This is a genomic window from Dyadobacter sp., assembly GCF_017744695.1.
In the GTDB taxonomy this organism is placed as follows: domain Bacteria; phylum Bacteroidota; class Bacteroidia; order Cytophagales; family Spirosomataceae; genus Dyadobacter.
In genome coordinates this window covers 316,155-339,579 of sequence record NZ_JAGIAS010000007.1, presented here as the reverse complement: position 1 = coordinate 339,579, position 23,425 = coordinate 316,155, and the positions used below count along the sequence as shown (strand labels likewise).

The 23,425-nt window shown below is 49.4% G+C and carries 19 protein-coding genes; 9 read left to right on the top strand and 10 right to left on the bottom strand.

Annotation, left to right across the window (positions count from 1 at the left end; translation table 11 throughout):
- Nucleotides 1–58: 58 nt before the first annotated feature.
- The 3 genes from uxaC to J7619_RS24760 all read right to left on the bottom strand — a co-directional run bounded on the left by uxaC (nucleotide 59) and on the right by J7619_RS24760 (nucleotide 3,471).
- A complete protein-coding gene (uxaC, locus tag J7619_RS24770) occupies nucleotides 59–1,486 on the bottom strand; it encodes a glucuronate isomerase (protein WP_291205172.1) in 1,428 nt (475 codons plus the stop codon).
- Nucleotides 1,487–1,503: 17 nt separating this feature from the next.
- The gene (uxuA, locus tag J7619_RS24765; protein WP_291205169.1) at nucleotides 1,504–2,691 is read right to left on the bottom strand and encodes a mannonate dehydratase; all 1,188 of its coding nucleotides are present in this window, start codon (nucleotides 2,689–2,691) and stop codon (nucleotides 1,504–1,506) included.
- 168 nt (nucleotides 2,692–2,859) lie between these two features.
- Nucleotides 2,860–3,471 carry an RNA polymerase sigma-70 factor gene (locus J7619_RS24760; protein ID WP_291205166.1) on the bottom strand — a complete coding sequence of 204 codons (612 nt, stop codon included), beginning with the start codon at nucleotides 3,469–3,471 and terminating at the stop codon, nucleotides 2,860–2,862.
- Nucleotides 3,472–3,752: 281 nt separating this feature from the next.
- Between J7619_RS24760 and J7619_RS24755 the strand changes: the two genes are divergently transcribed.
- Nucleotides 3,753–4,775, top strand: coding sequence for a LacI family DNA-binding transcriptional regulator (locus tag J7619_RS24755; RefSeq protein WP_090375451.1), 1,023 nt, complete (start codon nucleotides 3,753–3,755; stop codon nucleotides 4,773–4,775).
- Between the two features lie 38 nt (nucleotides 4,776–4,813).
- Here the strand turns inward: J7619_RS24755 and J7619_RS24750 are convergent, their stop codons facing one another.
- Complete coding sequence (locus J7619_RS24750) at nucleotides 4,814–6,094, bottom strand: DUF349 domain-containing protein (protein WP_291205163.1); 1,281 nt, start codon at nucleotides 6,092–6,094, stop codon at nucleotides 4,814–4,816.
- 72 nt (nucleotides 6,095–6,166) lie between these two features.
- On the opposite strand from J7619_RS24750, the gene ettA reads away from it, so the two are divergent.
- The 5 genes from ettA (at nucleotide 6,167) to J7619_RS24725 (ending at nucleotide 14,155) form a co-directional block, all read left to right on the top strand.
- Nucleotides 6,167–7,834 (top strand): energy-dependent translational throttle protein EttA, encoded by a 1,668-nt coding sequence (gene ettA / locus J7619_RS24745; RefSeq protein WP_223401562.1) that lies wholly within the window; start codon nucleotides 6,167–6,169, stop codon nucleotides 7,832–7,834.
- Between the two features lie 368 nt (nucleotides 7,835–8,202).
- Complete coding sequence (locus J7619_RS24740) at nucleotides 8,203–10,464, top strand: T9SS type A sorting domain-containing protein (RefSeq protein WP_291205158.1); 2,262 nt, start codon at nucleotides 8,203–8,205, stop codon at nucleotides 10,462–10,464.
- A gap of 71 nt (nucleotides 10,465–10,535) precedes the next feature.
- A complete protein-coding gene (gene murC / locus J7619_RS24735) occupies nucleotides 10,536–11,918 on the top strand; it encodes a UDP-N-acetylmuramate--L-alanine ligase (protein ID WP_291205156.1) in 1,383 nt (460 codons plus the stop codon).
- A 43-nt stretch (nucleotides 11,919–11,961) separates the two neighbouring features.
- Nucleotides 11,962–12,558, top strand: coding sequence for a TIGR00730 family Rossman fold protein (locus J7619_RS24730; protein ID WP_291205152.1), 597 nt, complete (start codon nucleotides 11,962–11,964; stop codon nucleotides 12,556–12,558).
- 16 nt (nucleotides 12,559–12,574) lie between these two features.
- Nucleotides 12,575–14,155: an OmpA family protein gene (locus J7619_RS24725; protein WP_291205149.1), complete on the top strand. Its 1,581-nt coding sequence runs from the start codon at nucleotides 12,575–12,577 to the stop codon at nucleotides 14,153–14,155.
- Here J7619_RS24725 and J7619_RS24720 read toward each other — a convergent pair.
- The 5 genes from J7619_RS24720 to J7619_RS24700 form a co-directional block, all read right to left on the bottom strand.
- Nucleotides 14,136–15,335, bottom strand: a complete 1,200-nt coding sequence (locus J7619_RS24720) for an acyltransferase (protein ID WP_291205146.1) — start codon at nucleotides 15,333–15,335, stop codon at nucleotides 14,136–14,138. The genes J7619_RS24725 and J7619_RS24720 overlap by 20 nt on opposite strands.
- Before the next feature lie 89 nt (nucleotides 15,336–15,424).
- Nucleotides 15,425–16,600: an AraC family transcriptional regulator gene (locus tag J7619_RS24715; RefSeq protein WP_291205143.1), complete on the bottom strand. Its 1,176-nt coding sequence runs from the start codon at nucleotides 16,598–16,600 to the stop codon at nucleotides 15,425–15,427.
- A 72-nt stretch (nucleotides 16,601–16,672) separates the two neighbouring features.
- Nucleotides 16,673–17,284, bottom strand: coding sequence for a heme-copper oxidase subunit III (locus J7619_RS24710; RefSeq protein WP_291205141.1), 612 nt, complete (start codon nucleotides 17,282–17,284; stop codon nucleotides 16,673–16,675).
- A gap of 88 nt (nucleotides 17,285–17,372) precedes the next feature.
- Nucleotides 17,373–18,182, bottom strand: a complete 810-nt coding sequence (ispE, locus tag J7619_RS24705; RefSeq protein WP_291205137.1) for a 4-(cytidine 5'-diphospho)-2-C-methyl-D-erythritol kinase — start codon at nucleotides 18,180–18,182, stop codon at nucleotides 17,373–17,375.
- Nucleotides 18,183–18,207: 25 nt separating this feature from the next.
- Nucleotides 18,208–19,671 (bottom strand): M20/M25/M40 family metallo-hydrolase, encoded by a 1,464-nt coding sequence (locus J7619_RS24700; protein ID WP_291205134.1) that lies wholly within the window; start codon nucleotides 19,669–19,671, stop codon nucleotides 18,208–18,210.
- A 306-nt stretch (nucleotides 19,672–19,977) separates the two neighbouring features.
- On the opposite strand from J7619_RS24700, the gene J7619_RS24695 reads away from it, so the two are divergent.
- Nucleotides 19,978–21,465, top strand: a complete 1,488-nt coding sequence (locus tag J7619_RS24695) for a xylulokinase (RefSeq protein ID WP_291205130.1) — start codon at nucleotides 19,978–19,980, stop codon at nucleotides 21,463–21,465.
- Between the two features lie 69 nt (nucleotides 21,466–21,534).
- Here J7619_RS24695 and J7619_RS24690 read toward each other — a convergent pair whose 3' ends face one another.
- Entirely contained in the window at nucleotides 21,535–21,867 is a 333-nt protein-coding gene (locus J7619_RS24690; RefSeq protein WP_291205128.1) for a single-stranded DNA-binding protein, read from the bottom strand.
- A 250-nt stretch (nucleotides 21,868–22,117) separates the two neighbouring features.
- Between J7619_RS24690 and J7619_RS24685 the strand changes: the two genes are divergently transcribed.
- A complete protein-coding gene (locus J7619_RS24685; protein WP_291205125.1) occupies nucleotides 22,118–22,474 on the top strand; it encodes a hypothetical protein in 357 nt (118 codons plus the stop codon).
- A gap of 30 nt (nucleotides 22,475–22,504) precedes the next feature.
- The gene (locus J7619_RS24680) at nucleotides 22,505–23,380 is read left to right on the top strand and encodes an aldo/keto reductase family oxidoreductase (RefSeq protein ID WP_291205122.1); all 876 of its coding nucleotides are present in this window, start codon (nucleotides 22,505–22,507) and stop codon (nucleotides 23,378–23,380) included.
- Nucleotides 23,381–23,425 lie beyond the last annotated feature (45 nt).

The following is a 23,425-nucleotide window of genomic DNA, read 5'->3' as shown; positions in this document are numbered from 1 at the left end:
GCCCACAACAAATGTCTGGGCTATTCCTTTTATTAGCGTATTTAAATTCGGATTTTATTCAAAAACCAAAATATTTGTTGGCGTTATTGTAGCTGATAGCTTCTACCATCTTACCCAGCCATTGGATATCGTTCGGCAATTCGCCATTCTCGACATCCTGACCGATGAGGTTACAGAGAATCCGGCGGAAATATTCATGGCGCGGATACGAAAGGAAGCTGCGGGAATCCGTAAGCATTCCTACAAAACGGCTCAGCAGGCCCATGTTCGAAAGCGCATTCATCTGCCGCTCCATACCGTCTTTCTGATCAAGGAACCACCAGCCGGAACCGAACTGCATTTTACCGGCAACAGTACCGTCATTATAGTTACCCGTCATCGTAGCCAATACTTCATTGTCGGCCGGATTGAGGTTATACAAAATGGTTTTCGCCAGCTGGTCCGTCGAGTCGAGTTTATTCAGGAATTTGGAGAGCGCCTGCGCCTGGCTGTAATCGCCGATGGAATCCCAGCCGGTATCGGGGCCGAGTTCGCGGAGCATACGTTCGTTGTTGTTGCGCAACGCCCCCAGGTGGAACTGCTGCGTCCAGCCTTTGCCGTGGTCCATTTTAGCCATTTCATACAACAGCACCGATTTGAATGCCAACGCCTGACTAGCCGAAGGCTTCTCACCCCTCAATGCAGCCGCAAACGCTTCACGAGCCGCGGCTTCATCAAATTCAGCATAAATATGCTCCAAACCGTGGTCAGACAAACGTCCGCCCATCGACGCGAAGAAATCGTGGCGGTTTTGCAACGCAGCCAGCAAAGCTTCATAAGAATCGATCTCTCCTACTCCGGCTGCCTGCGCTAGTTTGGATAAATACTGCTTGAAATCCTCCGGCGATTCGATCAGCAGCATGGCCTTGTCCGGCCGGAATGTCGGCAATACACGGATATCGAAACCGCTTTCGCTGATTGCGCTATGGTAATTCAGAGAGTCCGTTGGATCATCTGTGGTGCAGATTACTTTCACGTTCATGCGAGTAAGCAGGCTTTTCACCGAGTAATCGGGTTGGCGCAGCTTTGCAGAGCATTCTTCGTAAATTTCTCTTGCAGTATCTTTATTCAAAAGAATATCAATATCGAAATACCGGAGCAGTTCCAGGTGCGTCCAGTGATAGAGCGGATTGCGCATCGTGTACGGCACTGTGGCTGCCCATTGCTCAAACTTCTCCCAGTCGCTCGCGTCGCCGGTGCAGTACCGCTCGTTGATCCCATTGGCACGCATTGCCCGCCATTTGTAATGGTCGCCGTACAACCACGCCTGTGTCAGGTTCCCAAACTGCTTATCCTCCGCGATCTGATCGGGCGGCAGGTGGCAGTGGTAATCGATGATCGGCATTTCCTTCGCATAATCATGGTAAAGGATACGCGCAGTTTCCGAACGGAGGAGGAAATCTTCGGAAATGAAGGTCTTTTGTACAGCGGTGCTAATCGTTTCCATTCTCTTTCTTGTTACAATCACAAACTTCTTTCAATCCCGTATTCGAGGCCGCGCAGCTCCGCAAGCCCGCGCAGGCGACCGATGGCCGTGTAACCCGGGTTGGTCCGCTTCGTTGCCGACAGGTCGTCGAGCATACGATGGCCATGATCAGGACGGAAAGGCATTCTCAAATCGGTTCTACCTTCATTTTCACGCCTTTTCTGCTCCAATACCAACGCCCGCATGACACCGTACATATCCACGTCGCCATCGAGGTGATCGGCCTCGTAAAAACTGCCGTCGTGCTCGCGCTTGGTAGCGCGCAGGTGGATGAAATGGATCCTGTTCCCCAGCCTGTCGACCATTCCGGCCAAGTCGTTATCCGGCCTCACACCATAGGAACCTGTACAAAAGCAAATTCCGTTGGCTTGCTTATCATATGCTTTCAACAGCATTTCTGCGTCATTTTCGGTGCTTACCACACGCGGTAGACCCAGAATCGGATAAGGAGGGTCGTCCGGGTGAATCGCCAACTGGACCCCCGCCTCTTCCGCCACCGGCCCGATAGCCTGGATGAACTGGTACAAATGCGTGCGCAGCTCAAAATCGCCGATATGCTCATACGTTTTCAAAACCTTCCGGAATTCTTCGACCGTAAAGCTTTCTTCCGAACCCGGCAAACCTGCTATAATGTTACGGACGAGTTTTTGCTTCTCTTGCTCTGACGCCGAGTCCAGCCAAATTTTGGCAGCGCGTTTTTGCTCGTCGGTGTACAGCTCCCCGGCTTCCGGTCTTTCCAACAGGTAAAGATCAAATGCGGCGAACTGTGTTGCATCGAAACGCAAACCGGTCGAGCCATCCTTCATCGGCGCGTCCAGGTCGGTACGCGTCCAGTCGAGAATGGGCATGAAATTGTAGCAAACAGTGTCGATACCGCATTGCCCCAGGTTACGGAGCGATTGCTGATAGTTTAATATATGTTTCTCAAAATCGCCGGAACGCGTTTTGATCGATTCATGCACAGGCACACTTTCCACCACCGACCACGTAAGGCCGGCGCTTTCGATCAGCTGCTTGCGCGCCTGAATTTCTGATACCTCCCACACTTCTCCGTTGGGAATATGATGTAATGCGGTGACGATTCCGGTTGCCCCGGCCTGACGGATATCCTGCAACGAAACAGGATCGTTAGGCCCGAACCAACGCCAGGTTTGTTCTAATGCCATTTGATGCTATAAGCAATAGGCTTTAAGCTGTAAGCCTTAGGCCTGTATATATGTTAACTTGATTAATAATTTTATTCCAAACAAAGTCCAAAAGGTCATAACCTATCGCTTGAAGCCTACTGCTTATAGCTTAAAGCTTATAGCCTAAAGCCTATCGCTTACAGCATGCTACGCTACCAACCGATGCTCCGGCACGCGCTCGCGCAGGACTTTTAATGCCCGGCTCATTTGGGTTTCCACTGTTTTGACGGAGATTTCCAGACGCTCCGCGATGTCGCGGTAGCGGAGGCCTTCTTCGCGGCTGAGGCGGAAAATGAGCTGGCACTGGCGCGGTAATGCCTGAATGCAATCTTCTATATGCTCGTAAAATTCGTTGTACGACAGCTCTTCGGCGGGCGAAAAATGGTCGGCGTGGTTCATATTCCACTGCACCGATTCCAGCGAATCCCGCTCATTCTGACGATGGATACGCAGTTTCAGGTAATCCAGCGCCTGGTTGCGCACAGCTCTGTAAATGTAAGCCTGAAAAGAAGTATGCACTTCAATCTGCTCGCGATTTTTCCAAAGTTTCACGAATACATCGGATACCACTTCCTCCGCGATTTCCCGCGTCACCACCACGCGCATGGCATAGTTACAAAGCGACCGGTAATGACGTGTGAACAACTCGCGGAAGGCATTATAATCACCGTAAGTCACCACTCTGCCAAACAGGGTTTCCAGTATACTTTTCTGAGAACAGGCTGATGGTAATGTACTGGCAAATGAGTTTGTCTCCATGTTAGCTGAGCTAGGTTAATTATAGAAAATTTCCTGGAATTGTAGTGGTATTTAGCCCCTTGTCTTCGTCGATGATTTACCTAGTTTAAATACTGATTCGCTGATACACAAAAATAAATCTTGAAAAAAAGCAATAAATTTACGCAACCGTTCCCGGAACCGTTCCCATTCCCGCAATTTTTCCCGGAACTTTGTGCGAACTCCGGGGGCTTTATGCAACATTGACCGCCACGGTATTTTTAATGCTTTTTAGCAAGATTGTACTATTTCAATACAGCCCTATGAAAAAGGTTTCTATCACCATCAAAGAGATTGCAAGACAACTCGGCATTTCCAAATCGACCGTGTCGCGGGCATTGCGCGACAGCAGTGAGATCAGTGAAGAAACCAAGCAAAAGGTGATCGATCTGGCCGAACAGCTCAACTATTATCCCAATCCGATCGCGATCAGCCTGCTTAAAAACCGCACGCAGACGATCGGCGTGATCGTACCGGATATTGCCAACCGCTTTTACTCATCCGCGATCGGAGGCGTGGAAGATATCGCATACAGCCGTGGCTATCACACGATGATTTACCAGAGCCACGAGCTGCTCGAAAGGGAGCGCTCGGCAACGCGCCATATCGCATCGCGGCGGGTGGATGGCCTCGTGGTAGCGATTTCGAGCCAGTCGGAGAATATCGACCATTTTGCATCCTTGCAGGAACAGGGCATTCCGGTCGTGTTTTTCGATCGCGTGAGCGACGCTATGCACACGCATAAAGTGCGCGTGGACGACTACAAGGGCGCATTCGACGCAACCGAGCATTTGATCAAGCGGGGTTGCAGGCGCATTGCGCACATTGCCGGCCCGAAACCCGTGTCCATCACTCGCTTTCGTTTGGAAGGTTATAAGGATGCATTGCGGAAATACGGGATCGAATTTCAGGAAGAATGGGTGCTTCACAGCGAAATCACCCAGGCGGGCGGTACCGAGCGCACCTATCAGTTAATGGCCCTCCGCGAGCGTCCCGACGCTATTTTCGGGGCAAGCGACCGCATTACGATGGGGATTCACTGGGCATTGCGGCAACTCGGCTACAAAATGCCCGATGACGTGGCGGTAGTAGGTTTTTGCGACATTGCCATGTCGTCGCTCCTCGATCCGCCGGTAAGCTCGGTCACACAGCCGTCGTTCGAAATGGGCCAACAGGCCACATCCCTGCTTTTGGACCTTATTGAAAGCAAAAATACCCCGGCCGAATTCGAGACCAGGGTATTGCAATCTAATTTGGTTATTAACAAGTCGTCTATGCGGCATTAACCCGCAGGATCAACCAGTAAGGCATTCGCCGGTGAGCGTCACCCTGTAATTGCTTTCAATTTTCTTTCGAACTCGATGAGGATACGCTCCTTCATCTGAACCTTGCGTTTCTGGATGTTGATACGGCCCACTGCCTGCTTGTCCTGTTCAGGATCACCGGTAGCGGTGCGGTCAAATTCCAGTTGCGCGAATTCGAGGTCGCTTTTCTCCCGTTTGGTAAGCCATTCGAGCTCGCGGTATTTGGTACGGAGCTGCTCTTCCGGACTTTTGAGGTCGAATGCCGGGTATTTGCGGCTGATCACACGCGCCAGGTAGCTTAGCTCAAATATCTTGTCGCACACCATCCGGAATCTTTCGGCCAATTCCTTGTCTGCCAGTTTGAATGGAATTTTGATCTCCTTCCATTTGCTAAGCAGGACTTTTGCTTCCTGCGAGGCCTCAATGATGTCAGGCGATCTCAGAAGCGTTTCAGCCTGTGCAAGCAATTTTTGCTGCTCGACAATACGCGGGTCTACACGCACTTTTGGTTCGATACCTTTCGCTGCATTATACTTGTCGTAGAACAGTTTCAGGAAGTGGCGATATGCCTTGTTGACTTTAAAAAAGCGCTTCGGCGGAACCTCTCCGATATTGTTCCAGGCATTGCGGACATCTCTCGCTTTCGCATATGCTTCGTCGAGATCTTTGGCGTAGCTAAGCGTTTTGGTGATTTTGATCAGCTTTTCGTACTCTTCGATACGGTGCTGGTTGAGTTTATTCTGCTCGTCGAAATAATCGCGGCGGCGTTGGAAGAAATCATCCAGAATTTGCTGGAATGTGGTTTCGATTTCATCCTGATATTCCTTGTCGACCGGCCCGGTACGGATCCATTTGGCTTTGATCTCCTGAATCTGGTCCGTCGCTGTGGCATAATCGGTAACAGCAGCGGCAACTTTCACGTCCTCGATCAACGCACGTTTGATTTCCAGGTTTTTGAGCTGGTTAACCTCAATAAGCCCTTTGAGGTACTCTTCTTTCTCTTCCAGCCTTCTCAACAAAGGCACAAAATCGCCTAATGCATCAAAACTTTTCAACTTGCGCTGTAACTGGATCAGCTTGGTAAGATAGGAGCCCTTATTAAGTGCTTCATCAATTTCGCGTTCCAGCTGCTCTACTTTGTTCAGGACAATGTTAAAACGATTCTTGAAATAGTCAATCGCTTCCTGCTCAGTCCTTTTTACTTCTCCAATTTGCCGGTCGGGGAAATCCAGATACCCCTTTAAAAATACTTTGCTGTCCTTAACGTAGCCGTATTCATCATTCAATGTGGCATTTTCCATTCTTTCAATTTTTTTTATCTGCTAAGTGTAGGGATATATAACGATATTTGTTACGCACAAATTAAACAAAAAATGAGTAACGAAACCATTATTTTCTCAATGTCGGGGGTTAACAAAATCATTCCTCCCAACAGACATATTATTAAAAACATTTATTTATCCTTTTTCTACGGCGCCAAAATTGGCGTCCTCGGTCTGAACGGCTCCGGTAAATCGACACTCCTCCGCGTCATCGCCGGCATCGACAAAGACATTCAGGGTGAGGTAGTTTTCTCTCCGGGCTACTCCGTCGGCATGCTCGAACAGGAACCGAAACTCGATCCGAACAAGACCGTTCGCGAAGTTGTAGAAGAAGGTGTACAAGAAATTGTAAATCTATTGAAAGAATTCGACGAGATCAATGAAGCCTTTGGTGCAGAAGACGCAGATTTCGACAAATTGCTGGAAAGACAAGGCGAAGTGCAGGAAAAACTCGACGCATCCGATGCGTGGAATCTCGACAACCGCCTCGAAATCGCGATGGATGCCCTCCGTTGTCCGCCATCGGATGCATTGATATCGACACTTTCGGGTGGAGAAAAGCGCCGGGTTGCGTTGTGCCGCCTCCTGTTGCGCCAGCCGGATGTACTTTTATTGGATGAACCTACCAACCACCTCGATGCCGAGTCGGTACTATGGCTCGAAGAGCATTTGAGACAATATAAAGGAACGGTTATCGCCGTAACCCACGACCGTTACTTCCTCGACAATGTAGCCGGCTGGATCCTCGAACTCGACCGTGGCGAAGGTATTCCGTGGAAAGGCAACTATACTTCCTGGCTGGAACAAAAGCAGGAACGTTTGAAAAAAGAAGAAAAAACCGAATCGAAACGTCAGAAAACATTGCAGCGCGAGCTGGAATGGGTGCGTTTGGCGCCCAAAGCACGCCAGGCCAAATCCAAGGCAAGGCTGGGCGCTTACGAGCGATTGCTCAGCGAGGAAGGCAAAGAGAAGGAAGAAAAATTGGAGATCTTCATTCCTTCCGGGCCAAGGCTTGGGAACAAGGTTATCGAAGCACACAATGTATCGATGGGCTTCGGCGACAGACTGCTTTACGAAAACCTCAGCTTCGCATTGCCGCCGAATGGTATTGTGGGTATTATCGGGCCAAACGGCGCGGGTAAAACCACGTTGTTCAAACTTATTACCGGCCAGTTGAAACCACTCACAGGCCATTTCGAAGTAGGTGAGACCGTGCAACTCGCCTATGTAGACCAGGAACACGACAACCTCGATCCGAACAAGACGGTATACCAGAGCGTATCCGACGGCAACGACTGGATCATGCTCGGGGGCAAGCAATCGAATGCGCGTGCGTACGTGAGCCGGTTTAATTTCGGCGGCGGCGACCAGGAGAAGAAAGTAGGAACGCTTTCCGGCGGTGAGCGTAACCGCGTGCACCTTGCCATGACATTGAAAGAGGGCGGTAACCTGCTCCTGCTCGATGAGCCGACCAACGACTTGGACGTCAACACGCTCCGCGCATTGGAGGAAGGTCTTGAAAACTTCGCCGGTTGTGCGGTAATCATCTCCCACGACCGCTGGTTCCTCGACCGCGTCGCAACCCACATTCTGGCTTTCGAAGGCGACTCTCAGGTTTACTGGTTTGAAGGTAACTTCTCCGAATACGAGGAAAACCGCCGCAAAAGGCTCGGTACGGACGCTACACCGACCCGGATCAAATACAAGAAACTGGCGTAGTTACCACCCGGATCTACCGTTTAATAAGTGCTTGCCTACACAGGTGAGCACTTTTTTTGTGACCGCTTGTAGAATTTATTTCCTATTTCTCTTGAAATCTAGTTTTAATATTCTACCTTTCTATCCTATTCATACCATCCTTTATCAAGTTATCATCACAAATAAAATATTGAACAACTAGCCTATCTGGCTTAAAAACTAAAATTCCTCTTCTATTTCCATCCTGATTCTCAACAGGGTTTTGCAAATGACCGCCACAAATTGGCAGCCGTGTGTAACTCCATAAACTTCTATATCACTTATAGAGAAAATTAAATCTGTCTCAACGAATCAAAAAAGCTGTAATCGCCTACTGAACTAAAATTTTTATGCGCTTCATACGTCTGACGCCGCCGCCCAACAACTCACGTTTATTAACCATCGCACTTTTCCTTGCATTGCTGTTCAGCCGACCCACCGCACTTCTGGCGCAAAGAGAGCTGATCCTCAACACCACCGGTTACGGGTTCGACCGAACGGCACCCAACGGGATCAATACCGAACAATGGCAATACATCCTGAAATTCGCGAACCTCAAGTACAACGGAAAGGACGCAAGTCCGACGGCAATCAGGCTGCATATACAATGGGAGCATTATGAACCCACCCTGGGCAATTACCAACGCGCCAAGATGGCCCAGGCCGTTAAAGCCATTCTGGACATTAATCCGAACATGAAGGTAGCCCTTCACTTTTCCTATCTCCGGCCCGGGTATTGGAACGACAACTTTCTTTCGACCGTCGACGTTGCGCAACTTTCCAACGGCTCGCTCATGCGCGAGGCCATTTCCCATACGGTACCATCCGTTTTCTCCGAATATGCTACCGGCCGCTTCCTGGCTTTTGTAGACGATGCGCTCGCCCAGGTACAAGGTTATTCGTCCAGGATCCTGTATGTAGCAATGGGTAACAATGGATCCGAAGAATTTTATATGCCCAACAAAGTCGTCAACTCGGTCAACTACGCCGGGATGTTTGAAGCCAAAGCATTACAGGCCTGGCGCACCAAGTTCCTTCCGATCAGGTTTCCGGGCCAAACCAACGCTACCTGGGGCCGAAGCTCCTATCCCATTGCCACTGCACCCCAGCCAACCGACGGAAATTACAATTCGGAAATGGGCCGCGACCTGCATCGCTTTGCGGGATGGGGTTTGTTGAAGCTTTTCAAAGGTTTTTACGAAACCGTCAAAAACCGTAATTCTTCTATTAAAGTATTGCACTTCATATCCGACTTCGGCTCGGTGCAGGGAAACAACTGGCATTTGCACAGCAGCACGCTCCTTCTTGCATTGGAGCTTTCAGACGGCATTTACCATACCGACGGCAGCCATCAATGGGACCTGTGGAGAAAAATAATGGGGATCGACGTCATCAAAGGCACCTACCCCAATAAAATTGCAGGCCTCGAATTCGATCCGACCGATCTCGGCCAGCCCGACGGCGGTTCGGGAATCAATGGTGGTATTCCCTATGAGTGGTTCCCACGCGCCTACAAGCATGGTGCGAACTACGTGCATATTGCGATGCATTTTAATGATATTGAGATGGCGCAACTTGCCCCCACGCTTGCATTGTGCCGTGAACAATATCTGACACCCTCGTACCAGCCACCCGCGCGTGCGGAGGCCGTGACAGTCAATATTTTCCCGAATGTATTCACCGGGAATTTCCTTTTCGACACCTGGAACCAGATCGGAGGACAGGATTTCGGACAGAGTGATCTTCAACCGAAATCCATCAGAATGACGGATACCGGCTACTGGGAAAACATCTGGGACAGCGGCAACTACCTGCCATGCTCCTACTCTGTGAATGTGAGCTCTTCTCCGACCAAGCCGGTGGTCGGAACGTCGGTAACGCTCAGCGTCAATTGCCAGGGCCCTGAATGTAACACCGCCAACTACATATGGAGCGGTGAGGGTGCCTCCAACCGGATGGGCAACTCTATTACCATCACTGCTCCTAACTCGCCGGGCGATTACAATTATAGCGCCAAGTCGACACGCAGCGGGTGTGTTGCCAAATCCGCGGCAAAAGTCGTTCCGGTTACCCGCGCATTGCCGGTGAAGCTGATCAACTTCACTGCGGCGAAGGAAGGCCAGCAGGCGCAACTTGCCTGGTCGACGTCCGAAGAGATGAACAGCGAAAAATTCGATGTGGAAAGGAGCACCGATGGCAAAAAATGGGTGCGTATTGGCTCATTACCCGCTGGAGGCGACGTACTGAATGCTGTTACCCGCTACAATTTCAGTGATCTTACCCCGGCTGCAGGCGAAAATCTGTACCGTCTGAAAATGGTCGACCGCGACCAGACTTTCTCATACAGCAAGATTGTCAACCTGAACTTCAAAACGGACATTAGCATCTACCCGAACCCTGCGAGCGAAAAGGTAATGATCGCTGCCGGCAGTTGGGAGGATATCAAAACGGTCAGGATCATCAATGCGGCAGGGCAGGTCGTCTATAATTCGGACAAACCGCGCCGGGAGATCGATATCCGGGGCCTGGCTTCGGGCTCCTACATCATCGGCCTTGTGCGTGGCAACGGTACACAGGAAAATGTCAAGTTCGTGAAGGACGCCGGGAAATAGGAGGCAGGCAGGATTTGCCCAAAGGCCAATTCTTGCTAACTTTCGAACGGAATCAGTTTTTAGAATTGTCAATGAGTCAATCTTCATCTTTGCATAAAATACATTTCATTTCGATTGGTGGTAGTGTCATGCACAATCTGGCCATCGAGCTACATTTAAAGGGATTCATTGTGACGGGATCGGATGATGAAATCTATGAGCCATCGTCCAGCCGCCTCGCACAATATGACTTGCTTCCGCCTGTTACGGGATGGTTTCCGGAGAGAATCACCACCGACCTGGAAGCCGTGATTCTCGGAATGCATGCCAGGCAGGATAATCCCGAGCTCGCGAGAGCGAAAGAGCTGGGTATCAAAGTTTATTCGTATCCCGAATATATCTTTGAACAAAGCCAGAACAAACAGCGCGTCGTGATCGCGGGCAGCCATGGAAAAACAACCATTACATCCATGGTACTCCACGTTTTGAAATACAATAAAAGGAATTTCAATTACCTGGTCGGCGCGCAAATCGAAGGCTTCGATAATATGGTGAAGCTTTCCGAAAACGCTCCGCTGATCGTGATTGAGGGCGACGAGTACTTCACTTCACCCATCGATCCCACGCCGAAATTCATTCACTATCAGCCGCACATCGCATTGATCAGCGGCATTGCCTGGGATCATTTTAATGTGTTCCCAACCTGGGAATCGTACGTGAAGCAGTTCGAATTACTGGCGGATTCCCTACCAAAAGCCGGCGCAATCATCTTCGATCAAACGGACGATATGCTTGACGTAATCGGACGAAAAGAACGCCCGGACGTGGCAAGTACGCCTTACACCGTACATCCGCACCGGATCGAGGACAATAAAACAATATTGATCACCGCAGAGCAGGGTGAAGTTCCGGTACTTGTTTTCGGAAGTCACAATATGAAAAATATCAGCGGCGCGCGCGAAGTCTGTGAACGACTGGGCGTGACCGACGAGCAGTTCTACGACGCGATCCGCACATTCAAAGGCGCGTCGAAACGCCTGGAACTACTCGGAACGAATGAGTCGGTGAATGTTTACCGGGACTTCGCTCATGCACCTTCCAAAGTTGAAGCGACCACCAACGCCCTGAAAGAGCAATTTCCGAACAGAACACTGGTTGCCTGCGCGGAACTTCACACATTCAGCAGCCTTAATAAGGGCTTTTTATCCCAATATCGCCGCAAACTGAAAGCAGCCGACGTGGCGGTGGTCTACTTCAACCCGCTGACATTGGAACACAAGCGCCTGGAAAGCCTGTCGGAAGAAGAGATCAAAGCGGCATTCAAGCGTGATGATCTGAAAGTGTTTACCGATTCGGCCGAACTGGAAGCATTTTTGAAATCGCTGACCTGGAAGGATGCAAACCTGCTGCTGATGAGTTCCGGCACATTCGGTGACATTGACCTGAAAAAACTGGCTGCGGATATCTTGGCATAACCTGCCGGATATCCCGCCTCAAAACATCATATCCATTTATCCAATGCAATCCATAGTTGTATACTGCGGTTCAAATCCGGGAAAGAAAGCGCTATATGCCGAAGCCGCCTACGAACTGGGCGTAGCATTGGCAAAGCGGAGCATTAAACTCATTTATGGCGGCGGAAATATGGGCCTGATGGGTCGCGTGGCCGACGGCGCAATGGACAATGCCGGGTTTGTCACGGGCATTATCCCGAATTTCCTGGCCAAGCTGGAAGTGGCGCACAAGACCTTGTCCGAACTGCATTTCGTTGACACCATGCACGAGCGCAAGGCCAAAATGGTATCGATGTCCGACGGCGTCATCGCACTACCCGGCGGCTACGGTACTTTCGACGAGCTCTTCGAGATCCTGACCTGGGCGCAGCTTCGCATATTCCACGGTCCCGTCGGACTTTTGAACGTCAACGGATTTTACGATCTTTTGCTTCTGCAACTCGATAAAATGGTGGATGAAGGCTTTTTGAGGCCCGATAACCGCGCACTTTTGGTAGTTGCAGAAGATCCTGCAACGCTCCTTGAAAAAATGGAAGCCTTCCGTTTGCAAAATGCGGAAAATAAGCCGCTGGACGGGTCGTTGTATGTAGATAAAAACTAGCCATCCTGTAAGAACAATGCGTGCTTTCTGCCTCTTAGCCATTACGGTCGCCACGTCCATTTGCGCCTACGCGCAGCTGGAAAACCTCGGAAAATCGGTCAATACTGAATACAATGAAATCAGTCCGATCATTTCTCCCGACGGCAAAACGATCTATTTTTCAAGGGTAAGCCACCCGCAGAACACGCACGGCCCGAAAGGCAGCCAGGATATCTGGTATTCAGAACTGAAAAGCGACAAATGGACGCCTGCGCGGAGGCTGCCTTCGCCCCTCAACAAAGAAGATTACAACAGCCTTTACAGCATCACTCCCGACGGCAACACTCTGTTAATCAAAGGCTCGTACAAAAACGGAACCTACGAGACACGCGGGTTTTCAACCAGTAAAAAAACGGCGCGGGGCTGGTCCGCTCCAAACAAGCTGGATATTCCGGGTTATACCAAACTCAGCAAAGGCCAGTTCGACTGCGGTTATCTCTCCAATGACGGTAAAACGTTGGTGATGTCTTTCAGCGAAAAGAAAAACAGCAAAGTCGACGATTTGTACGTGAGTTTCAAACAAAAAGACGGTACCTGGTCCAAACCATTGAACCTCGGCGCTGAAATTAACACCGCAGATTTTACCGAAACCACCCCATTCCTCGCACCTGACGGCGTGACGCTCTATTTTTCCAGCGACCGGAAGGGCGGGCAAGGCAGCAACGATATTTATTACAGCAAGCGGATCGACAAATCCTGGAAAAGATGGAGCAGGCCGGTAAACCTCGGCCCTGCCATCAACACCGACGGCTACGACGCTTACTATACCATTTCCGCCCTGGGCGATTTCGCCTACATGGTTTCTTTCAAAGACACCGAGGGCAAAGGCGATATTGTCCGCTATAACCTGCAACCCAAACCTGCTCCGGCCGATTCGGCAACAGAAGCCCCTGTCGCCGTCGTGCCGCCCTCCGACCCCGTGGTCATGATCAGCGGAAAAGTGATCGATTCCAAAACCGGCAAGCCTGTTGAAGCGACGATCATTTACGAGGACCTTGCTACCGGCGAAGAAGTAGGTACCGCAACGACCAACCCTACCACCGGCGAATATAAACTCGTGCTTCCGTACGGCCAGAAATACAGCTGGCGGGCAGTAGCGCCCAATTTCATCGCGGAGGGAGAAAATATCGACCTTACCGACTCCACCAGCAACGGCAATAAGGGCTTCAAGGAAATCGCGAACAAATCGCTGAAACTGATCCCGATCGAAGAAGGCCAGATCGTGCGGCTTAACAACATTTTCTTCGCCACAGGAAAAGCCACGCTCCGCGACGAGTCGTTTGGCGAGCTGAACCGCATTGCCATCTCGATGGAAGAGAACAAGACGCTTTCCATCGAGCTCGGCGGGCACACAGATAATACCGGTAGCGCCGAGTTCAACATCGATCTTTCACAGAAACGGGCCGACGCCGTACGCGAATACCTGATCGGCAAAGGCATCGAACCCGATCGCATTGCCAGCAAAGGCTATGGTGAAACCAAGCCGGTTGCCAAAAATGACACACCGGAAGGACAGCAGCAGAACCGCCGCGTGGAATTCAAGATATTGAAGAAATAGGCGTCACAGGCTCATTACTTTTTCTTCGTGTCATCGTTTTCATTCCAAAAAACACCCGCAGGAGGTTACTTCGCCGGATCAGGAAATGATACATACCGAGGCAAATCACAAATGTGGCTATGCACAGGTAGATGAACTTCACAAACCAATGCATCGGTGATTGGATCAATGGATAGGCCAGGCAAATGATCACCGTCTGATGCAAGATGTAAAACGGGTATACCGCCTCATTGGCGTATTTCAGAAATGGGTTGGTGAATTGAAGGTAAGTATAGCCGTATCCAAAGATAGATAGCAGAATGCACCACGCGTTGGTCGTCTTGATCGCATCATAAACAAGCCATTCCACCGCATTCATATCCCTGTCGACAGTCCAATAATATGCGTAGAGGGCGATGGTCAGCGTAATCCATATGCCCAGCGTTAGCTGTCTGTATTTTTGGAGCGTTTCCCAGAAGCGGGTTTGCGTGCAAATCACAAATCCGGTCACGAAGAGCGTAAAATCATGAAAATGCTCGTTCCAATCCTTCACCAGATTATGTGTAGTAGGGAAATGTTCTTCCAGTAAAACACTACCGCCCACATGCCAGAGTACCGGCAAGGCAATTAAAGCCCAGGGATTGGCAAAGAATGCCGCCACACGCTGCGTAAAGCTGGTATAACGACGTAGCAAAAGCAACAGCGGCAGCCCCAATAAAGAATAGCAGAAAATGTAGACGAGGTACCACAAATGGTGCCAGCTGAAACTACCTTCGGGGTAAGGGATGAATTGAAACACGGTTTTATAGAAATCTCCGTAGTCATACGTTTGCCCCTGCGTAAGGCGCTCGAAAAAGATCTGCGGCGGCACGATCACGAACATCCCGAAAACAAGTGGTATGAAAATCCGGACAAAACGCTCTTTCAGAAAAGCTGCCGATCCGCGACTTCCGAGCGCAAAATAGACTCCGGCCCCTGATATCATAAATAGCAGCGACATTCTCCATTGGCTGCTGAACCGCATCGGCCATTCAACCGCATGTGTGATCACATTGTTTTTGATATGCCAGCCCCAATGGTTGAAAAACATTCCGACGTGGAAGAATATCAGGATTCCGAAGGCGAGCACGCGCAGCCAGTCGAGATCATATCGGCGGATTTGCGGTGATGGGGTATTAAATTGGCTGGGTTTTGTTTCCATGACAAATAGTTTTGAGTGATGCCCAAAACTAGTGTCCGAAACAGGTCTAAAACGACCGTTCTGATCCGTTCGAAGTTCTTCCCGATAAGTCAGAACTTCTGATTTGCCTGTTTTTTACGGTACTCGGAGGGTGTGGAACCGGTTATCTTTCGGAAAGCCGTGTTGAATGCGGATTTTGAGTTGTACCCTACCATCTGTCCGATTTCCTCGATTTTGATGTAAGCATTCTCCGGATCGGCAAGTAGCCGCTGCGCCTCCTGAATGCGGTATGCACCCAAAAAGTCGAAAAAGCTTTGTTTCAATTCCTCATTAAGTATCTGTGACAAATGGTGGGTCGACACACCGAGTCTTTTGGAAAGCGTTGGCAGGGAAAAACCGGGGTCGAGGAATGGCTTTTCCGCAAGCATGACCGCTTCCAGTTTGCCCAGCGTCGCAGATTGTATTTCTTCCGTCAGTGACGATTTTTCATATTTCCGGGCGGTGCGTTCATTCGACTCATGAAAAAACAGTGATTTTCTCAACACCGTGAAGCTGATAATGTAGATAATCAGCGAAATGAATGCGGCGATAATATGGTCGCCGAGATCATGAGGGAATGAGGTTCGGACGATAAAGAAAACCAGTATCAGGAATGTGAGCTGCAAAGACATGTCCCTGAACCAGGTAAGCGGATTCTTTTCACCCGCAAAAAAAGAAGTCCCGCGTTCCCGGAATGCACGGGTCAGAAACCAGAAGCCGGCAATGCTATAAATCACCATACTAGCGAACGTGAGATCGTTGATGTGCCATTTCGGGAAAAACATCCAATCGCTACCGTACCTCGTGGCTTCAATCCTTTCCATTTCGGGATGGAAAGAGCCAATATTTGAATTGTACTTGAATGCCAGACTTTGCGGGTAAATGAGCACGCACATATATGCTAGATACACCAGCGAGGGTAAAAAATGCAGCCATGCGCGCCGGGGCGTCTTCTGGTTCACTCCTGTTTGGGTATAAAGAAATGCGGTTGGGGCCATGAGCAAGTTCAGCGGCTCACTGAAATCGACCAGCCACAGCACACGGAACATGTAATGGGTATATCCCAACCAGACATCGGTGATAATGACCGACATTGCCAGGATCAGTATTCCGAGGAAGAGGTTCGCGCGATGGCTGCCCTTTACATGCGACAGGAAAACATACGCGAGGATCAGCCCCTGCACACAACCCAGCAGAATGAATAGTGAAAAAAGGTCGGTACGGATCGGCGGCGAAGCAGGGATCATATGATTACATCTCGGATTCCAAATATACGAATTCGGGAATGCAATTGCGGAGAAGGCACCTTTGGCCGGATCTCAGTAAAGTACGATCAGGAAAATAAACACCACAAGCCAGAGCGCGCCTGTGAAATGCCAGTAGCGGGTAAAAAGCTTAATACGCAGGCGGTTTGGAGGATTGACGCTGTATACGAACGAATCCACATAACTCCTGTTCTTCACCGCTTTCCGGAACAGATAGCTCAGATACAACACGCCTCCTATCATATGCAGCAGGTGAAGGCCCGTCAGCAGGTAAATGAATCCTTCGGGGGTATTGACGCCACTAAAAACGCCGGAATTAACCATTTCCATCCATCCGCCCGTTTGCAGCATAATGAAGGTAAATCCGAGCAAGAGTGTAGCGCCCAGAAATACCCTGTAATGCAGAAAACGTTCGTTTGTGAAAGCCAGGTTCGCTTCGTGAAGTGTAATACTGCTAAACAGGATGACCAGCGTACTCAGCCAGAACATGTCAGGCAATGCAACCAGGTGAGCGGTCTCTTTATGCGCCCTCAGAAGGAAAATGACGAAAATCGAGGTAAAAAGCACTGAGCTGCCAGCAACCCCTAGCCAAAGCATAAAGCCAAGCGGCTCACGACGTTTGGTGAAAGGGTTTTCGGTTTGCTTAGTTGTGTGCTTCGGACTCATCTCCTAATCATTGATATCTTCGAAAAGCGCAATTCAAAGTGAATATAACGACTATTTTGCACCTTAATACATAACGTAAAGGTTAAATTTATTTAAGAAAACCCTGCCACAGACGAAAGTCCGGAAAATGCTCTTTCACATTCTGCTCCTGCCCGAAAATGCCGAACAACGTAGATCCTGAACCGCTCATGGCTGCGTACTCGGCACCAAGGCCATATAATTTTTCCTTTATTTCCTCTAAAGAGGGGCATTTTTTAAAAAGAGTTGCTTCAAAATCGTTCGTGACGCGGCCTTTCCACTCGGTGATCGGCTCCCGAAGTATATTACGTAAATTTTCGGTGCTTCGTTTCGCGACTACCCCGGAATATGCTTCGATCGTCGAGATATGTATTCCCGGGTTCACAAGCACGATCCATTTACCGGAAATATTAATATCGATCGTATCAAACTGGTCACCTTTTTCGAAGCAATACACCGGTTTGTTACGGATAAAAAAGGCACAATCGCTGCCGATTAGTCTGGCATATTTCTCTTGCTCTTCGATGGAAATCGCCAGATCGAATAGCTGATTCAACGCTTTAATGGTAAAAGCCGCGTCTGCCGACCCTCCACCAAGTCCGGCACCGATAGGCACCGTTTTCAACAAATGTATTTTGACAGCGGACAGATCAAAATCATTTCTGAGCATTTCATACGCCTTTGTGCAGAGATTGTCGGCGGCGTTTCCAGGAATGGAAATCCCGTCGGCGTGAAATGAGAACTTCTCCGCCAAAGTAATTTCCAACGCATCCGACCAACCCACAGGATAGAAACAGGACTCGATGTTATGAAACCCGTCCGGGCGCTTTTCAACGATATTTAAACCGATGTTGATCTTGGCATTCGGAAATACTAGCATTGTACTTTCTGTTGCGGCAAATAGTTTACTGTTCCCATCGCCACTCCTGGCCGATAATCAGTTCTTCTTTCAATCCCTGCGATATCAGATAATCACGTGTTTTTTGGTCCGACAATTTCTTCACCGCGATATTCTCTGCATTGGATAGTGCGTATAGATACATGGAGGCGATGCGCACCGTATTTTCCAGCTGATCCTTGTTTACCAGACTGAAATCATCGCAATCTGCATGATAGCATTGCAAAACATTGGGATCGAGGTGGCCTGACAAACCGGCAATGGGGACGCCCTCCAGCATGAACGGCTGATGGTCGCTATGCAGACCAGCCCTGTTTGTTGTTTCGTTTTTATAATCACTGTCAACGGAACGGATAGCCTGTCCAACAGTCGCGAAGAACTCGGTCATCTCATCCCGTCCAAATGTATTGGCTCCATTCGGATCGTTGGTCATATCGAGGTTCATCATATAAGAAACCTTGTCGATCGTCCCGGACTTTTTAAGTTCGTTCACAAAGTGCTTCGAGCCTAGCAGCCCCTGCTCTTCCCCCATAAACAACACGAATTGAATGGTCCGCTCCGGTTTCACTTTCAATGCCTTGAAAGCTCTGGCCACATCTATTACTGCGAAAGAACCGATTCCATTGTCAATAGCGCCGGTGGCCAGATCCCATGAATCCAGGTGCCCCCCGATGATCACTTTCTCGTCCGATTTTCCTTTGAGCGTAGCTATTACATTCCGCGCTTTGATAGGCTTCGAAATGTTGTGCATATCGATATGAGCTTCCAGAGGGCCTTCGTCCTTAATCCATTTCCTGATCTCGTGGCCACTTTCGTTGGATATACACACCGCGGGAATGGAAATAATCGCTCCGGTAACCGATGCGGTTCCGGTAAGTAAAATCTTACCCGGCGCACCATTGACCATGATCACTCCCCGTGCTCCATATTTGATCGCCAATGCTGTTTTTTCCGACCGGTGCAGGTTCTTTTTGCCTGTTACACCCACCAGATTGATGTTTGCCATCGCAATCTTGCCCTTCACTTTGTCTTTCATAGCCAGGAAATCTTCTTCCAGGCCGTTACCGACATCCACAATTTCACCTTGCAGATTGGATTCCACAGGCGAATGCGCCAGGGATACTACGGGAACATCACGAAAGTTGTCGCTACTGCCGGGTGCAATGGATAGTGTGACAGTGTCCCGCATCCAGGCTTCTACTTCGAAAGGCTGATAAACCACATCGGTGAAACCATAACTTTTCAAAAGCTTGAATGCATATTCCTCCGCTTTTTCTCCATTTACGCTTCCCGTAAGCCGGTGCCCGATGGTCCTGGTTGCGTCCCCCAGTGTTGCATAGGCTTTGCTGTTTTCCCTGATTTCCCGATCAAGGCGGGAGAACTGCTTCTCCCATTTTCTGTCTACCGGGTGAAATTCTGAAAACAACAAAAACAATCCACCGATGAGAACGACTTGTACAACTTTCTTCATAATTCCCGATAAAGGATGTCAGCAACTTGAAATTTTCCTCAAATATCGCATAGATATTTGACCTCTTGCAAGATAAACACAAAGGAGACCCTAAAATCAACCCTTTAGTTTCATCAGGTCATTAATATACCCAATTTCTGACTGTTCTGACGTCACTTTCCCGTACCTATTCAACACATTTATATTTAAGTGTAAAAATTACACTTAATATGTTTCTTTTCTTAAAGTTATTTGAACATTTTTGTACTTTTTAGCGCTTATATTTAAACATTGAAGCATTTCAAATCAAAATAATCATATTTCGCAATGTATTTCCTTGGATTCGATTTAGGCAGTTCGTCCGTCAAAGCTTGTTTGATTCACGCAGATACCGGGGCAGTTGCCGCCTCCGCATTCTATCCTGAAAGGGAAATGACCATTGCTGCTCCCAAGCCGGGCTTCGCCGAACAGCAGCCGCAGATGTGGTGGGAAAATGCGTGTCTTGCATCCCAGGCTGTTATCAAAAAGGCGAACGTATCCCCTGACCAGGTTGGGGCAATTGGTATATCCTACCAAATGCACGGGCTCGTGGTCGTGGATGAAAACCTGAACGTGCTCCGTCCATCCATCATCTGGTGCGACAGCCGCGCTGTTGAAGTCGGCAACCAGGCGATGGAAGCATTAGGTGAAGAATATGTTTTACCGCATTTGCTCAACTCCCCGGGCAATTTCACGGCATCCAAACTAGGCTGGGTGAAGCAGAATGAACCCGATGTTTACGCGAAGGTCCATAAATTCATGCTGCCCGGCGATTACCTGGCTGCCCGCATGACCGGGGAAGTGGTTACGACTCCATCGGGGCTTTCCGAAGGGATATTCTGGGACTTTGTCAATCAGCGTCCGGCCGATTTCCTGTTCGACCATTTCGGATTCAACCAAAATATCCTTCCCGAAGTACTTCCAACATTTGCCGAACAAGGGAAAGTATCCGCTTCCGCTGCTGCCGAGCTTGGGTTACGCGCAGGCATTCCCGTTACATACCGCGCGGGCGACCAACCCAACAACGCCTTTTCACTCAATGTACTCGAACCTGGTGAAGTTGCGGCGACTGCCGGTACTTCCGGGGTCGTCTACGGCGTCAGCGATCAAATTAAGTTCGATCCGAAATCACGTGTTAATACCTTCCTGCACGTGAACCCTATTTCTTCGGCATCACGGTATGGCGTTTTGCTGTGCGTAAACGGGACCGGAAGCCTGAATGGATGGCTTCGCAATGCGCTGTTCCAGGGGAATATCTCTTACCCCGAAATGAACAACCTGGCCGCACAAGCGCCTGTGGGTTCCGACGGTCTGTTCTGCCTTCCATTTGGCAACGGGGCCGAGCGTATGCTCGAAAACCAGGATCCCGGAAGCACGTTCAAAGGGCTTCAATTCAGCCGTCACGGATTGAGCCATTTCACACGAGCGTCACAGGAAGGCATTGTTTTCGCCCTTTACTATGGCATGGAAATCATGGAAACAGTAGGCGTATCCCTCAAGAACATTCGTGCCGGGGAAGCCAATATGTTCCTCAGCCCCGTTTTCAGGGAAACCTTTGCCAATGTCTCCGGCGCTACCGTTGAGCTTTACAACACCGACGGCGCACAGGGAGCAGCCCGTGCTGCCGGCTTCGGACTCGGTTATTATAAGAACAGAGAAGAAGCATTTGTCGGCCTTACCGCGCTACGCACGATCGAGCCCGACGCAAATCACGTACAAGCCACGCGCGACGCGTACAGCAATTGGAAAGCTACACTCGAAAAGAGCTTGTCGTAAGCACAAAACAGGCCTCATGTCGAAACCAGGCATGAGGCCTGTTTAACCGCTCGAACCACTGGAATTGCCTCACACCGCAGCCTCCTTCTTCTGGACCTCCTCTACCTTATGCGCGGTTACTTCGGTACGCCTTACCGTACGATTATCTTTGTCGACATACTGCCGATAAGTTAACCGGCCTTCGATCGAGACCAGTTTGCCTGTTGTCAGGAATGTCTCGCAACGCTGTGCCAGTTCCCGCCACACGACTACCGTATGCCAGACCGTATTCTTGACCTCTTCTTTGTTCTTAGCCACATAGCCTTCGTCTGTGGCCAGTGAAAAGCTAAGCATCTTGCCGCCTTCAAACTCCTTTACATTGATTTCGCGGCCTACATTCCCGATTAATTTTACCGAATTCATTTTTGATAATGTTTAGATGATGAATAATGATGCCGGAACTGAATAATGCGAACCGGCAATGCAAAGGTGTAGTAGCCGGAAGAATCAAGTCGGTTTTTAACCGCTTATAATCGTATGAAAGCATTTGCAGCCGTTTGCAAACGGAAAAATGCGCGCATTTGAACCCCTCATGTGAATTTTACTAAATTGCACTTCAGGAGAATCTATGCACACTGCCGGACTTCAAGCGGTCCGGCGAAACAAAAAGGATATGATAAATTGCCAGGAATGCGGTAAACCCCTTACGGGTAGGGTCGACAAGAAGTTTTGTTCCGACTTGTGCCGGAACAGCTTTAATAACCGGCTCAATTCGGATTCTTACAACATTGTCAGGAATATTAATAACCAGCTCCGAAAGAATCGCCGCATTCTGGAAGAGCTTTGTCCCGACGAAAAATCCAAAACAACCAAGCACATTTTATTAGCCAAAGGCTTTGATTTTAACCTAATTACGAATATCCGTCCGACCCTCAAAGGAAGCATTTATCGCTTCGTGTATGACTACGGCTACCTTGAACTGGACAATGATTTTTATCTGATCGTAAGGGATAAACGATTGGAGAAATAGATACTTTTGCAGGAATTCAAACTACCACCGATGAAAAAAGTAAGCCTCAGCGATTCCGGCCCGAAGGTTTCGGAAGCAATTTATGGTTTCTGGAGATGGACCGACGAAGGTGCCGTTACCACCACTCAAATTGAAAAAACGGTCAACCTTTGCCTCGATCTGGGCATCAATACATTCGACCATGCTGATGTTTACGGCGACCACACAATTGAAGAACATTTCGGCAAGATCATTGCCAACAAATCCTTCAAACGGGAGGATATTGTGCTGTTCAGCAAATGTGGCATCAGGATGTCGGATGATAAATACCTGACATACTACGATAATTCGCGTGAGCACATTATCAACTCCATCAACGGTTCGTTAAAAAGGCTCAAAACCGACTACCTGGATATCTTCCTGCTGCATCAGAGCGATTTGCTCGCAGACCCGGAGGAAACAGCCATGGCATTGGCCGAAATCGTGACATCGGGCAAAGCGAAGCATATAGGCGTAGCGAATTTTACGGTTTTTCAGCATCAGCTGCTGGCGTCCTACCTCCGGATTCCGATCGTTACGAACCATATCGAACTGAATCTGATGAACACGACCGCAATCGAGGATGGCCGCATCGATTTTATCAAGCAGAGTTTCAGCAAGCCCCTTGCATGGGCTCCGCTCGCCGGCGGGAAAATCCTGAATGGCACTGACGAGAAAGCCGTACGGTTGAGAGCCAAACTGGACGAGGTCGGCAAGAAATATGACGCTAATATTGAACAGACGGCCGTCGCCTGGCTCATGAAGCTAGGGACATTACCCATTATCGGTTCGCTATCGGAAGCACGTATCCGCAACGGCGCGAGCGCGTCGGATATTAAGCTGAGCCGGGAAGATTGGTATGATATTTACCAGGTTGTTGGAAAATAAGCAGATGGGTATCGTCGGGACTGAGACGATACCCATCTTCATTTC